Source organism: Rhodoferax ferrireducens T118 (assembly GCF_000013605.1).
GTDB classification, from domain to species: Bacteria; Pseudomonadota; Gammaproteobacteria; order Burkholderiales; family Burkholderiaceae_C; genus Rhodoferax; species Rhodoferax ferrireducens.
In genome coordinates, this window is sequence record NC_007908.1 from 1,697,986 (window position 1) to 1,712,202 (window position 14,217).

Consider the following 14,217-nt stretch of genomic DNA (forward strand, 5'->3'; position numbering starts at 1 on the left):
AGCCCCCGTTTATTATGGGTAAGCAGCTATTTAAATAGTAGCAATTAGTCGGTGCTGCTGGTGTCGTCCTGATCGTCACCGGGGGTTTCATCAGCCACCGGGTTGGCGTCATTTTCGACAATCCGCTGCAGTCCGCTCAATTTGGAGCCTTCGTCGAGCCCAATCAGCGTCACGCCCTGCGTGGCGCGGCCCAGTTCGCGAATTTCGGAGACACGGGTGCGCACCAGTACGCCCTTGTCGGTGATCAGCATGATTTCGTCGTCGGCATGCACCAGGGTGGCGGCCACCACTTTGCCATTGCGTTCGGACTGGGTGATGGCAATCATGCCCTTGGTACCGCGGCCATGGCGGGTGTACTCGGTGATGCTGGTGCGCTTGCCATAGCCGTTGACGGTCGCGGTCAGCACGCTTTGCAACTCATCCTCGGCCACCAGCATGGCGATCACGCCCTGGCCGTCTTCCAGCATCATGCCGCGCACGCCTCGGGCATTGCGGCCCATCGGGCGCACATCGTTCTCGTCAAAGCGCACCGCCTTGCCACCATCGCTGAACAACATCACGTCGTGCTTGCCGTCGGTCAGCGCGGCGCCGATCAGGTAGTCGCCCTCATCCAGGCCGACGGCGATGATGCCGCCCTTGCGCGGGTTGCTGAATTCGTCCAGCGGTGTTTTCTTGACGGTGCCCATGGAGGTGGCCATGAACACGTACTGGTCAGCGGGGAAGCTGCGCTTCTCGCCGGTCAGTGCCAGCACCACATTGATCTTTTCACCCTCTTGCAGCGGAAACATGTTGACGATCGGGCGCCCGCGTGAACCGCGCGAGCCCTGGGGCACTTCCCAAACCTTGAGCCAGTAGAGACGACCCCGGTTGCTGAAACACAGGATGTAATCGTGCGTGTTGGCAATGAAGAGCTGGTCGACCCAGTCGTCTTCTTTGGTGGCGGTGGCTTGCTTGCCGCGCCCGCCGCGCTTTTGCGCCCGGTATTCACTCAGCGGCTGGCTCTTGATGTAGCCGCTGTGCGAGAGCGTCACCACCATGTCGGTGGGCGTGATCAGGTCTTCCGTGCTCAAGTCAAACGAGCTGTGCTCCACCAGGCTGCGCCGCGCGCCCAGTTTGGTTTGGCCAAACTCGGTCTTGATGGCGGTGAGTTCTTCGTAAATGATGGTGGAGACCCGTTCGGACTTGGCAAGAATGTCGAGCAAGTCTTCGATCTCGCCCATCACCTCTTTGTATTCGGCGACGATTTTGTCCTGCTCCAGGCCGGTCAGGCGCTGCAAACGCATCTGCAGAATTTCCTGCGCCTGCGTGTCGGACAGGCGGTACAGGCCATCGCTGCCCATGCCGTACATCTTCTCCAGGCCGTCGGGGCGGTAGTCGTCGGCGTTGATCACGCCGCCGTCGGCGCGGGTGCGGGTCAGCATTTCGCGCACCAATTTACTGTCCCAGGGCTTGGCCATCAGTTCGACCTTGGCCACCGGTGGTGTGGGGGCGTTGCGGATGATGGCGATGAATTCGTCGATATTGGCCAGCGCAACGGCCAGGCCTTCGAGCACGTGGCCGCGCTCGCGCGCCTTGCGCAGATTGAACACTGTGCGACGGGTCACCACCTCGCGGCGGTGCTGCAAAAACACTTTAATCAGGTCTTTGAGGTTGCACAGCTTGGGCTGGCCGTCGATCAGCGCCACCATGTTCATGCCAAAGGTGTCCTGCAGCTGCGTTTGCTTGTACAGGTTGTTGAGCACCACCTCGGGCACCTCGCCGCGCTTGAGTTCAATCACCAGCCGCATGCCGGATTTGTCGGATTCGTCCTGGATGTGGCTGATGCCCTCGATTTTCTTCTCGTGCACCAGTTCGGCCATGCGCTCTTGCAGTGTCTTTTTGTTGACCTGGTAGGGCAGCTCGTCGACGATGATGGACTGGCGCTGGCCTTTGTCGATGTCTTCGAAATGCACCTTGGCGCGCATCACCACCCGACCCCGACCGGTGCGATAGCCGTCCTTGACACCCTGGATGCCGTAAATGATGCCGGCGGTGGGGAAATCGGGCGCCGGAATGATCTCCATCAGTTCGTCAATCGAGGCCTCCGGGTTGCGCAGCAGGTGCAGGCAGGCATCCACCACTTCATTCAGGTTGTGCGGCGGGATGTTGGTGGCCATACCCACGGCAATGCCACCGGAGCCGTTGACCAGCAGGTTGGGCAGGCGGGTTGGCAGCACCAGCGGTTCTTTTTCGGAACCGTCGTAATTGGGGCCGAAATCAACGGTCTCCTTGTCCAGATCAGCCAGCAGCTCGTGGGCGATCTTGGACAGGCGGATTTCGGTGTAACGCATGGCCGCTGCGTTGTCGCCGTCGACCGAGCCAAAGTTGCCTTGCCCGTCGACCAGCATGTGGCGCATGGAAAAATCCTGCGCCATCCGCACGATGGTGTCGTAGACAGACTGGTCACCGTGCGGGTGGTACTTGCCAATCACGTCGCCGACGATACGTGCCGATTTCTTATACGGCCGGTTCCAGTCGTTATTGAGTTCGTGCATCGCAAACAGCACACGGCGATGCACTGGTTTCAAACCGTCCCGCGCATCGGGCAGGGCACGGCCCACAATCACGCTCATGGCGTAATCGAGGTAACTGCGCCGCATTTCCTCTTCAAGGCTGACGGGCAGGGTTTCTTTGGCGAATTGGGTCATGGGACGCTCATGGCTATGGCAAGATCAAAGGCAGCCTGCCATTCTAATGGGCCTCTGATTGGCTCGCCTTGTGGCTTCCCGGCAACGGCGATGTATGTTAATGCTGTTTTCTATGTAGGAGAGAATGCCGTGGCCCTGTTTCGAGTTCCAGGCCGAATAGCGCTGTGGCACAATCCTTATAACGATTTGGGTGATTGGCATCCAAAGCGTCTTATAAATATTCGCAGCGCTGCTGCGGCTTTTTTCCCCAAAAGGAGAACACATGAAGAAATTAAATAAAGTGGCAATGCTGGTTGCTGCCGCAGCATTCGCAACTGTCTCTGGTGCCCAAACAGTTGATAACTGGGTCAGCTCCAATGGTATTACCTGGAAAAATGGCACCAATGAACTGTGCTGGCGTGATGCCAACTGGACACCTGCGACGGCAGCCGTTGGTTGCGATGGCGCCATCGTTGCCGCCAAAGCAGAACCAGCGCCCGCACCGGTAGCTGCTCCTGCTCCGGCAGTGGTTGCACCCGCACCCGCACCGGCGCCTCAGCCCGTCGCAGCAACCAAAGTGACTTACGCCGCTGACGCCTTCTTTGACTTCGACAAGTCGGTACTGAAGCCTGAAGGCAAGGCCAAACTGGACGATTTGGTTGGTAAAGTCAAAGACATCAATCTGGAAGTCATCATTGCTGTTGGCCACACCGACTCCGTCGGCTCCAATGCTTACAACCAAAAATTGTCGGTTCGCCGTTCTGAGGCTGTGAAAGCTTATTTGGTGTCCAAGGGCATCGAGAAAAACCGTGTTTACACTGAAGGCAAGGGCGAATTGCAACCGGTTGCTGACAACAAGACGAAAGAAGGCCGTGCTAAAAACCGTCGCGTAGAAATCGAAGTGGTTGGTACGCGCAAGTAATCAGAACTTGCACCAAGAATCAGCTTTCGGGCTGGTTTCAAAAAAACCCCGCAACAGCGGGGTTTTTTTTGGGGCTCGCCCGGCATGGGCGCACTCGCGGAGGTGGAAATCCTCTACCTATTCGGCAAGGGGAGGGGTTACGCGACTCCCCGGGAACCCGATTGACCTGATGATGACCATCTCCGATGTGCAGGGGCACGCTGGACGATGACGAGGCCGCAGAGACGGGCTGATTCTGGTTTATGGCGGTCTCGATGCTGGAATTCGACGCTGCCCACAGATGGCCTGCAAGCAGGCAAAAGCAAATAAAAACAAAAAAGCCTGCTATTTATTAAATAGCAGGCTTTTCTTTTCCCGTATGGGCTTTGACTGGTGGCGCTTCACGGATTCGAACCGCGGACCTGTGGATTATGATTCCATCGCTCTAACCGACTGAGCTAAAGCGCCGAAGCCGCAAATTATAACCAGAAGCCGGGCGCTGATTCGGACTTGCGCACTTATTGGTGCTGGAAATTCGCCTTGCGTTTGTTCACAAAAGCGTCCATGCCTTCTTTTTGATCGGCGGTGGCAAACAGCGCGTGGAACAGGCGGCGCTCGAAAATGATGCCATCACTCAGCGTGCCCTCAAATGCCCGGTTGACGGATTCCTTGGCGGCCATGGTGGCAATCTGCGAGTACTCGGCGATCATCAGGGCTGCGCCCAACGCTTCTTCCATCAGTTTGTCCAGCGGCACCACGCGGCTGACCAGGCCCGCGCGCTCGGCCTCCAGAGCGTCCATCATGCGGCCGGTGAGTATCAGGTCCATCGCCTTGGCCTTGCCGAGCGCGCGTGGCAGCCGTTGCGTGCCGCCGGCGCCGGGAATGATGCCAAGCTTGATTTCGGGTTGGCCAAACCGGGCATTGTCAGCCGCGATGATGAAGTCGCACATCATGGCAAGCTCGCAGCCACCGCCCAGCGCAAAACCGCTGACCGCCGCAATGACCGGTTTGCGAACACTGCGAATTTGCTCCCAGTTGCGCGTGATGAAGTCGCTTTTGTAGGCGTCGGCAAAACTGAGTTGGGCCATGGCGCCGATGTCGGCCCCGGCGGCAAAGGCTTTTTCGCTCCCTGTGATGATCATGCAGGCAATCGCCGGGTCGCTGTCAAAAGCTTTGAGCGCCGCACCCAACTCGGTCATCAACTGGTCGTTCAGCGCGTTGAGTTGCTTCGGTCGATTCAGGGTCAGGATGCCAATTTTGTCGGCTTCGGTGCGAATCGTGATCAGTTCGTAATTCATCGTGTTCTTTCGGAAGTGGTTGAGAAAATGATACTGGCCGCCGGGTCGTCAAGCGGCATTGAGCCATTGACCGATCAGTTGACTGTCGCGCGCCGTCAGGCGCCAGGTGGTGACCGACTGGGGCAGCGTCAGTGGCAGCTTCAGCAGGCGCTTGTCGCGCGCGACCAGGGCGCAAATTTTGCTGGCGCTTGCGGCATAGAGCATCAGATCATCAAGCTTGTTGATGCGCCAGGCGCTGGCCGACTTGCCCGATTCCACTTCAAGGCCCAGCCATTCATCCCCGGCCGCCAAACCCGCTTGTTCTGCCGCACCGCCGCGCAGCACGGTCTTGATCTGCACGCCGGCAGTTTCGGTCACGCGCAGGCCCAGACGTTGCGCGAGTTGGGCCGGCTCTTCCAGTACCTTGATACCTTGTGCTGTCAGCAGGGATTGCAGCGGCAGGTCGGCAGTGCCGTGCACCCACTGGGCGACTTCCTGCGCATAGGAGCGCCCCCCCAGGGCTTCCAGCGTCGCCGTCAGGTCGGCCTCGGTCATCGGCCCGCCCTGGCAGCGCAGCCACAAGGCGCGCATCACGACGTCCAATGACGTCTTGCCCTCTTGCCGCAGTGTCAGGTCCAGACACAGCGCCACCAGAGCACCCTTGGTGTAGTAACTCACGGTCGCGTTGGGTGTGTTTTCGTCTTGCCTGTAGTACTTGACCCAGGCATCCATACTGGCTTGTGCCACGCTTTGCACGGCTCGTCCAGGCGTTTGCAGCACCTGGTTGATGGTCTTGGTGAGCAGTTTCAGGTAGGCGAGGTCGTCAATCAGATGAGCGCGGCGCAGCAGCAAATCGTCGTAATAGCTGGTGAATCCTTCAAAAAACCAGAGCAGCTGCGTGTAGTTTTCGCGCCCATAGTCATAGTCGGTGAACTCGGCCGGGCGCAAGCGCTTGACGTTCCAGGTGTGGAAGTATTCGTGGCTGATCAGGCCCAGCAGCGTCTTATAGCCTTCGGCTGCTTGGTCCGGCGCAGGATTGGTTCCTTGCGCGCGCGCTGGGTGGCCCAGGCGTGGCAAGTCCTGGCGCTTGCAGATGAGTGCGGTGGAATTGCGGTGTTCCAAACCGCCATAACCGTCGTCCACGGCATTGAGCAGGAAGCAATAGGTTTTGTGCGGTGGTTTGGCAGGGGCGCGCTTACTCGACCGGGCGCCATGCCAGAACTGGATTTCTGCTTCGCAAATGCGTTGCGTGTCGGCCAGCAGTTGCTTGCCATCAAAGGCGGGTGGAGCGCCCGCGACGACAAACCGGTGCGGGATGCCGCCCGCCACGAACGCGCCATGCCAGAACGGACCCATTTCGACCGGACAGTCCACCAGTTCGCCGTAGTCGCTGGCCAGATAGGTGCCAAAGCCGTTGCGTGTGGTTTTGGTGGGGGGTAGACCGGTTGCCAGTTGCCAGTCGGCCAGGTCCGGGTGCGCCAATAGCGTCAGTTCATGCGGCAACGCCTCTTGGCCCTCGACCTTCAGAAACAGGCTGGTGCCATTGAAAAACCCGCGCGCGCCGTCCAGCCACGCGGTGCGCACCGAGTTGTCAAGCGCGTAAATCTCATACTGCAGAACCAGCGCTTGGTTCGTCTGGCACCGGGCCTGCCAGCTGCATTTGCCGAGCTGGGTCAAGGCCACGGCGTGGCCGCCTTGGTGGGCCTGCAGGCGCTGCAGGTTCTTGGCAAATTCGCGCACCAGATAGCTGCCCGGAATCCAGACCGGCAGGCTCACGCGCTGCAAGGCGGCAGGCTTTGCAATGGTCAGCGTGACGGCAAATAGATGAGCAGTCAGGCTCTGCAGGTCGACCCGGTAGTGCACGGCTGCGGTGGCGTTGGTGGGTCGACGGGTCATGAGGACATTTTAATAAAAAAGGCCGCTAGCCCCTATCCAATAAGTGTAAGCAGCTACAAATAGAGAAGCAGATTAGAGGGGGGGAAGCTGCCGGGTAGGACGCTTCGTCGGCCCCGAGGGATGGAGCCTGTCCATGCCCGATTTCAGTTCTTGGCTGTCGTCAGATACTTCTCAACGTCCGCTACGCCAATCGCGCCGGGCACCCGCGTGCCGTCGGCGAAGATCAGCGTCGGGGTGCCCGTGATCTTGTATTTGCGCCCAATCTCAACGTTGCGTGTGATGGCGGCGCTGTCGCAGCTCGCCACTTTGGGCAACTGGTCACGCACCATCCAGTCTTGCCAGGCTTTTCCCTTGTCTTTGGCGCACCAGATGTGTTTGGATTTCTCGATGGATTCAGCGCTGAGAATCGGGTACAGAAACAGGTGAATTGTCACATTGTCCACGCCTTGCAGTTCGCGCTCAAAGCGTTTGCAGTAACCGCAGTTGGGGTCTTCAAAGACCGCCAGCTTGCGTTTGCCGTTGCCGCGTACGATGGTGAAGGCGTCCTTGAAAGGCAGCGCGTCAAAACGGATCGCGGTTAATTTGTCGACGCGCTCTTCCGTCAGATTGCGGCGCTGTTTGGTGTCGATCAAATTGCCCTGAACCAGGTAATTGCCCTCGGCATCGGTGTAATAAATTTCCGTGCCGTTGACCCGAATTTCATACAAGCCCGACATCGGGCTCTTGCTGACTTCGTCAATTTTTGCCAGTTGCGGAATTCGCTCCGCCAGATTCTTGCGAATGGTGGCCTCTTGTGCGCTAACGCCCAAAGCCAACAACACAGTGGCACAGAGCAGTGCGGATTTAGCTAATTTCATCTTGACTTGTCCATTCATGCGTTCATTCATTAAAAACCCATCGCCTGGCGCGCCACCCACTGCTTGACGGGGCCGCTGCGCTCAAAGCCATTCATGCCCAAGTTGCGCGCCGCCTGGAACACGGCACTGCTGTTTGAAAACAGCCGCTGCAGACCATCCATGGTGGCACCCATGGTCAGCACTTCAGCCTTGCGCGCTCGCTCGTAGCGCCGCAGCAGCTTCTCATCACCCACACTGCGCCAGTATTCACGCTCGTGTATTGTTTGGGCCAAGGCGGCCACGTCTGACAAACCCAAGTTCAAACCCTGCCCGGCCAGCGGATGCACGTTATGGGCGGCGTCACCCGCCAAGGCCCAAGCCTTGCCCTCGTGGATTCCCACCCAGCGCTCGGCGCGCGCCGACTGCAGTGGCCAGGCGCAGCGCTCACTGGTCAACTGGAGTTGGCCCAGGCAACCGTAGCTGGCGACTTGGAGCTGCCGACAAAACTCAACCGGGCTTGCTCCCAATAATGCATCAACCCGGCCGTCAAGGACAGACCAGACAATGGCGACAGAGTTCCCCTGTGGACCGTCGATTGGCAAAAAAGCCAGGATTTCACCTTGCGTAAACCACTGGCGTGCTGTTTGGCCATGTGGCGCTTCGCAAGCCAGGCGTGCTGCAATCGCCGTTTGCGGGTAGCGGGCGACCTCAAATTCAATGCCGAACTCGGCGCGCGTCCGGCTGGCCTTGCCTTCACAGATCACCGTCAGGCTGGCGGGTTGCGGCGCGTCCAGTAACTCGATTTGCGGCTGAAACCGCACCGCCGCCGCCAGTTGCGCCTCCAGCACCGGCACATCCACAATCCAAGTCAGTCCCTGGACCTTGAGTTCCTGCGCTGAAAAATTGACTTCGCCGCCGTCATCGCCCAAAACCCGCATGGCCAGTACTTCGGTCGCGTGCCGGGCATCGGGCCAGCAGCGCAGCGATTCCAGCAGGGCACGGGATTTGGCATTCAAAGCGTAGGCGCGCACGTCCGGGGCGGTCGTCGCGGCATTCGGGCTCATCGCTGCGGGCCTCGCCACCAGACCCACGCGAAGCCGTTCGCGTGCCAGCAACAGCGCCAGCGTTCGGCCCACAATGCCGTCGCCGCGGATGCAAATATCAAAGGGTTGAGTCATGGATACATTGTAGAAGGCGGGTATCGAATACAACTGAAGGCCTGTTGTTTAGGGGATTGCGGAAAGGCCGCCGTGTTGCTGCGCGAACCAGCGCTGTCCCGAACCAAGCAGGCGATTTAAAAAAAGCCAGTGGCTTCAAGGACCTTCGAGTGTTCTTAAAAACCAGATCACCAAATCAGGACAAAAAAACCGCTGACAGAATCATTAACGAGTGCAGCTCATCAGAGGAGAGTCAAGGAAAAATTGCGGCACCAGGATAGAGATTCGCTGGAATCAAATCGTCACGATCTTCAGTTGCGCCTATCGGGGGTTTATACAGCGCAGGATTCAATCGCTCGGACAGTGAGATGTCGCCCCAGTTTTCCGCAATCCGAAACAGAAAATTACAATTCTTCGACTTCGGATCTGATTGTTATCGTATCCTCGCCCGCTCTTTGTACGTTGACAGCCACTGGCAAACAAAAGGTGATCTATGAACGCAGACCAGACCAGCTTACACCAACCAAAACGGCTCGTTCTTCCCGCGTTGTGTCTTTGTCTGGTTGCGACACTGTCAGCCTGTGGCGGCGGCTCTGACATCAGTACGGCCGATGCAGCCCCGACACCGCCGAGTGTGATGCTGGCGGCAGCATCTCATGCCGCCACCGTCGAAGCCCAGCCTGCTTTCCACCGCATGCCCGTAGCGGCTTCTGAACCGTCGAATACGGATAGCGATGGGCGCGGCATGTCGGCCTACCACGCACCGGACCTTGTGAGAACTCCGTCGGAGTTTTCCGGTTTGAGTACCCGTGGGTTGACGGACGAGGGGGCGGAAAAATACCGTTCTGAAAGGCGCTCCCAAACCCCATCATCCGGATCGGATGGGGTCGCTACGCCGGCGGCGACTGGCACGACATCTGTGGTTTACACGCCTGCTCAGATTCGAGCAGCCTACAACTTACCTTTGACATCCGGAGCCACCGCCGCCAATTTGGGTGCTGGTCAGACCATCTACATTGTTGATGCCTACAACCATCCCAACGTGGTGAAGGATTTGAATACCTTCAGCACGAAATTTGGCTTGCCGACCTGCACGCAAGTGGCTATTCCGACTGGCAGCACCAGCCTACCTGCTGCATCAAAGACTTCCTGCGCGATTTCGGTACTGTATTCGACGTCAAGCGGGGCAATGACAAGTACGGCCCCTGCCTACAACGCCGGTTGGGCAGAAGAAATCGCACTGGACACTCAGTGGGCGCATGCGATAGCGCCTCTGGCGCGTATTGTTCTGATTGAGGCGGGCAGCGCCTCTCTGACGGCTTTGGATGGGGCCGTCATATTGGCCAACAGGTTCGGTGCTGGCGCCGTGTCTATGAGCTTCGCGGCTGCGGAGGGCTCCTGGGTAAATCAGTCGACATATTCCACATCCTTGTTCTCGACCAATGGCATGTCGTACTTTGCGGCAACGGGCGATGCTGGTACAGCGGTTAACTGGCCTGCGGTGGTCCCCACCGTGGTGGGTGTTGGGGGTACTTCGCTCAGCTACACGTCATCATCGCGTTCGGAAAAGACTTGGTCTGGCACGGGTGGCGGCATCAGCGCATACGTCGCCATGCCGGCCTACCAGACCGGCTTAAGGATTCCAGGTGAGCCCAGCGTGCCGAAGCGTGCGGCTGGTGACGTGGCGATGGATGCCGACCCCTACACCGGTGTCTATGTGGCGTTTACAGCTCCGGCAACTACGCAGACAAGCTGGTATGCGTTCGGTGGCACAAGTCTGGCGACTCCCATGTGGGCGGCAGCAGTGACTGTGGCAAACGCCAACCGCGCAGTTTACGGCTATGGCACTCTCAGTGCCCCCCATGCCAGGCTTTACCCTCTTGTTTCGACTAGCGATTTCTACGACATCACTTTGGGTGCGAACGGTACATGCATCAGCTGTTATGCAAGCGCTGGCTACGACACTCCCACCGGCCTTGGTTCAATCCTTGCAAGTAACTTGCTTGCGTATCTCAGCAATAACCCTTGATGTACGGGAGCAAGACCTGAGGATGTACGTGAAATAGGGTCAACTTCATCTCGGCCATGGCAGGGTTGATACGCGGCCGCCGCCACCGTCTCAGCACCCGATCCCGCAGGATGCGTCCGTCTAATGCCGTCGCCCTTTGCAGCAGGGATTCGCTGATCATTACAATCGGCATCAACTTTCCAAAGCTAAACGAGGACAAAGAACTGCAGGCGCCTAGCGCTTGGGGCGGTTCGTTTTGACCTCTCTTTTCCAACTGGCCTGCGCATTTCGGGCACGCAGGCGACGCCCACATGGGGGTCGATGGTGCAGTTGGGGTATTGATTTATAAGGATTTTTATGAAATGTGGCATCGTGGGCTTGCCCAACGTCGGTAAATCGACCTTGTTCAACGCCCTGACCAAGGCCGGCATCGCGGCCGAAAACTACCCTTTTTGCACGATTGAGCCCAATGTGGGCATCGTCGAAGTGCCCGATCCACGGCTTGATGCGTTGTCAGCCATCGTCAAGCCGCAACGGGTGCAACGGGCCATTGTCGAGTTTGTCGATATTGCCGGTCTGGTGGCCGGCGCCAGCACGGGCGAGGGTCTGGGCAACAAGTTTCTGGCCCACATCCGCGAGACCGACGCCATCATCAACGTGGTGCGCTGTTTTGAAGACGCCAACGTCATTCACGTCGCTGGCAAGGTGGACCCGATCTCCGATATGGAGGTGATTCAGACCGAGTTGTGCCTGGCGGACCTGCAGGCGGTTGAAAAAGCCCTGCACCGTGTCACCAAGGTGGCGCGCTCGGGCGACAAGGAGTCGATCAAACTGGTGGCGATTCTGGAGAAGTGCCAGGCCGCCTTGAACGAAGCCAAACCGGTGCGCACACTGGACTTCAGCAAGGAAGAGTTGCCGCTCCTGAAACAATTTTTCCTGATCACTGCCAAGCCTGCCATGTTTGTGGCCAACGTGGCCGAAGACGGTTTCGAGAACAATCCCTACCTGGACCGCTTGACGGCTTATGCCACCGCACAAAACGCACCGGTGGTGGCGATTTGCGCCAAGATGGAAGCCGAGATGGCCGACATGGAGGAGGAGGATAAAAAAATGTTCCTGGCCGAAATCGGTCAGACCGAGCCGGGCCTGAACCGCCTGGTCGTCGCGGCCTACAAGTTGCTGGGCCTGCAAACCTACTTCACGGCCGGCGTGAAAGAAGTGCGGGCCTGGACCATCCATGTGGGCGACACCGGTCCGCAAGCGGCAGGCGTGATCCATACCGATTTTGAGAAGGGCTACATCCGCGCCCAGACCATTGCCTATGAAGACTTCATTGCGTTCAAAGGTGAGCAGGGGGCCAAGGATGCGGGCAAGATGCGCAGCGAGGGCAAGGAATACGTCGTCAAGGATGGCGATTTGATGAACTTCCTGTTCAGTTCCTGATGGCGCCCTGATTTATAAGAAATATGGCTCTAGCCATCGTGGAATATGCTTGATTAGCTATATAAATAGTAGCATCCTGAGTGTGTTGCGGCGGCGCTAGGCGCCAAACAGCCCGATGAGTCCCGCCGTCATCAGGGTGTAGCGGGCCAGCTTGCCAATGGCCATGTAGGCCACGCAAGGCCAGAAGGGCAACTTGATCCAGCCGGCCACGGCACACAGCGGGTCGCCCACCACGGGGAGCCATGCCAGCAGGCAGGCTTTGGGGCCGAGCCGCTGCAACCAGTCCAGCGCGCGCAGGTGGTGGTTGGAGTGCCCGTATTTGTCAACCACCTGGTGGGACGCCAGCCCCATGGCCCAGGTCACCATACCGCCCAGGGTGTTGCCAACGGTGGCCACGGCAATCGTGGGCCAAAACAGATGGGGAGAAAGTTGGACCAGCCCAAACACCACCGGTTCGGAGCCCAGCGGCAGCAAGGTGGCAGAAATGAACGACACCACAAACACGGTGCTGAGGCCAAATTGCGGCAGTGCCAGTAGGGTGATGAGTGTTTCGAGCCAGGCGTGCATGGGTGCGTGAGTATAGGTTTGCGTCTGGGCGGCGATTCTGGCTGGCGTTTCAATTGCTGAAATATTGGGCAGTTAGAATAAACCAGCGGTGTCCTGCCACCGCAGATTCCAACACCACATTCTTCCCAATCGACTGCAATTTGTTCAGATGAACATTGGCCCGTATTTATTGCCCAATCGGTTCTTTGTCGCCCCCATGGCTGGGGTGACAGACCGACCCTTTCGTCAGTTGTGCCGACGGCTGGGGGCGGGCTATGCGGTCAGCGAGATGCTCACCAGCCGACCCGATTTGTGGCACACGCCGCAAACCGCGCGGCGTGCCAACCATGACGGTGAAGCCGGTCCGATTGCGGTGCAAATCGCCGGCACAGAAGCCGCCATGATGGCGCAGGCCGCTGCCTACAACATCGACTGCGGCGCCCAGATCATTGACATCAACATGGGTTGCCCGGCCAAAAAAGTCTGCAGCAAGTGGGCCGGTTCGGCCCTGATGCAAAACGAGCCGCTGGCGCTGTCCATCATTGAGGCCGTGGTAGCAGTCTGCACGCCACGCGGGGTGCCGGTCACGCTCAAAATGCGCACCGGCTGGTGTCAGTCGCACAAAAACGCGGTGGCGCTGGCGCGCGCGGCTGAGGGCGCCGGTGTGCAGATGATCACGGTGCACGGCCGCACGCGGGAACAGGGTTACAGCGGGACGGCCGAGTACGACACCATTGCCGCGGTCAAGGCGGCGATCAAAGTGCCGGTGGTGGCCAATGGCGACATTGACTCGCCCGAGCAAGCCCGCCACGTGCTCGCGGTGACCCGGGCCGATGCGGTCATGGTGGGTCGCGCGGCGCAGGGGCGGCCCTGGATCTTTCGGGAAATGGCGCACTTTTTGGCCACTGGCAGTCATCTCGCGCCGCCTCTGGTGGCCGAGGTCAAGCAACTGCTGATCGACCATTTGTACGACCATTACGCGCTGTATGGCGACTTTCTCGGTGTGCGCACCGCGCGCAAGCACATTGGCTGGTACGTCAAGAACCTGCCCGGTGGTGATGCGTTTAGGGCGCGCATGAATTTGATGGAAGACTGTGGCCAGCAGGCCGCAGCGGTTGCCGATTTTTTTGACGTTTTGAATGCGCGCATGGACCGGCTGCCGGTGAACGTGCCGCCTGGGGTATTGAAAAAGAATGAAAAACACATGGAGACAACACGATGAGTCATATGCCTATTGAAGAATGTGTGCGCAGCAACCTGGAGGGTTATCTGCGCGATCTCGGTGGCACCGAACCCGACGGCATGTACAACATGCTGGTCAATGTGGTGGAGCGACCGCTGCTTGAAGTGGTGATGCGCCATGCGGATCACAACCAGTCCAAAGCGGCCCAATGGCTGGGCCTGAACCGCAACACGCTACGTAAAAAACTGCTCGATCACAAGCTGATCAAGTAAGCCATCTGGGGCCGTCCCGCTGGCCCTGACCT

General features: G+C 58.8%; 12 protein-coding genes and 1 tRNA gene. 6 read left to right on the forward strand and 7 right to left on the reverse strand.

Going from position 1 to position 14,217, the window contains the following annotated elements; translation table 11 throughout:
• Nucleotides 1–44: 44 nt before the first annotated feature.
• Complete coding sequence (gene gyrA / locus RFER_RS07940) at nucleotides 45–2,687, reverse strand: DNA gyrase subunit A (protein ID WP_011463871.1); 2,643 nt, start codon at nucleotides 2,685–2,687, stop codon at nucleotides 45–47.
• Between the two features lie 9 nt (nucleotides 2,688–2,696).
• On the opposite strand from gyrA, the gene RFER_RS24555 reads away from it, so the two are divergent.
• Both RFER_RS24555 and ompA read left to right on the forward strand, forming a co-directional pair.
• Nucleotides 2,697–2,966 carry a hypothetical protein gene (locus tag RFER_RS24555; RefSeq protein WP_244095835.1) on the forward strand — a complete coding sequence of 90 codons (270 nt, stop codon included), beginning with the start codon at nucleotides 2,697–2,699 and terminating at the stop codon, nucleotides 2,964–2,966.
• Nucleotides 2,950–3,588 carry an outer membrane protein OmpA gene (ompA, locus tag RFER_RS07945; RefSeq protein WP_011463872.1) on the forward strand — a complete coding sequence of 213 codons (639 nt, stop codon included), beginning with the start codon at nucleotides 2,950–2,952 and terminating at the stop codon, nucleotides 3,586–3,588. Before RFER_RS24555 ends, ompA begins: the two co-directional genes overlap by 17 nt.
• A 370-nt stretch (nucleotides 3,589–3,958) precedes the next feature.
• On the opposite strand, the gene RFER_RS07950 is transcribed toward ompA, so the two are convergent.
• From RFER_RS07950 to RFER_RS07970, 5 genes are all read right to left on the reverse strand, one after another.
• Nucleotides 3,959–4,035, reverse strand: a tRNA-Met gene (locus RFER_RS07950).
• Between the two features lie 50 nt (nucleotides 4,036–4,085).
• Nucleotides 4,086–4,865 carry an enoyl-CoA hydratase gene (locus tag RFER_RS07955; RefSeq protein ID WP_011463873.1) on the reverse strand — a complete coding sequence of 260 codons (780 nt, stop codon included), beginning with the start codon at nucleotides 4,863–4,865 and terminating at the stop codon, nucleotides 4,086–4,088.
• A gap of 48 nt (nucleotides 4,866–4,913) precedes the next feature.
• Nucleotides 4,914–6,740 (reverse strand): M61 family metallopeptidase, encoded by a 1,827-nt coding sequence (locus RFER_RS07960; RefSeq protein WP_011463874.1) that lies wholly within the window; start codon nucleotides 6,738–6,740, stop codon nucleotides 4,914–4,916.
• Between the two features lie 143 nt (nucleotides 6,741–6,883).
• Nucleotides 6,884–7,597, reverse strand: coding sequence for a DsbC family protein (locus RFER_RS07965; protein WP_041791709.1), 714 nt, complete (start codon nucleotides 7,595–7,597; stop codon nucleotides 6,884–6,886).
• 29 nt (nucleotides 7,598–7,626) lie between these two features.
• On the reverse strand, nucleotides 7,627–8,754 hold the full coding sequence (locus tag RFER_RS07970) for an FAD-dependent monooxygenase (protein WP_011463876.1): 1,128 nt from the start codon (nucleotides 8,752–8,754) through the stop codon (nucleotides 7,627–7,629).
• Between the two features lie 472 nt (nucleotides 8,755–9,226).
• Between RFER_RS07970 and RFER_RS24030 the strand changes: the two genes are divergently transcribed.
• Both RFER_RS24030 and ychF read left to right on the forward strand, forming a co-directional pair.
• The gene (locus RFER_RS24030; protein ID WP_011463877.1) at nucleotides 9,227–10,762 is read left to right on the forward strand and encodes a S53 family peptidase; all 1,536 of its coding nucleotides are present in this window, start codon (nucleotides 9,227–9,229) and stop codon (nucleotides 10,760–10,762) included.
• Between the two features lie 330 nt (nucleotides 10,763–11,092).
• The gene (gene ychF / locus RFER_RS07980; RefSeq protein WP_041790388.1) at nucleotides 11,093–12,184 is read left to right on the forward strand and encodes a redox-regulated ATPase YchF; all 1,092 of its coding nucleotides are present in this window, start codon (nucleotides 11,093–11,095) and stop codon (nucleotides 12,182–12,184) included.
• Between the two features lie 96 nt (nucleotides 12,185–12,280).
• On the opposite strand, the gene RFER_RS07985 is transcribed toward ychF, so the two are convergent.
• A complete protein-coding gene (locus RFER_RS07985; RefSeq protein ID WP_011463879.1) occupies nucleotides 12,281–12,751 on the reverse strand; it encodes a YqaA family protein in 471 nt (156 codons plus the stop codon).
• Nucleotides 12,752–12,899: 148 nt separating this feature from the next.
• Between RFER_RS07985 and dusB the strand changes: the two genes are divergently transcribed.
• Nucleotides 12,900–13,952, forward strand: coding sequence for a tRNA dihydrouridine synthase DusB (gene dusB, locus RFER_RS07990; protein ID WP_011463880.1), 1,053 nt, complete (start codon nucleotides 12,900–12,902; stop codon nucleotides 13,950–13,952).
• Complete coding sequence (locus tag RFER_RS07995) at nucleotides 13,949–14,185, forward strand: helix-turn-helix domain-containing protein (protein WP_011463881.1); 237 nt, start codon at nucleotides 13,949–13,951, stop codon at nucleotides 14,183–14,185. The genes dusB and RFER_RS07995 overlap by 4 nt, the downstream gene beginning before the upstream one ends.
• The last annotated feature ends 32 nt before the right edge of the window (nucleotides 14,186–14,217 follow it).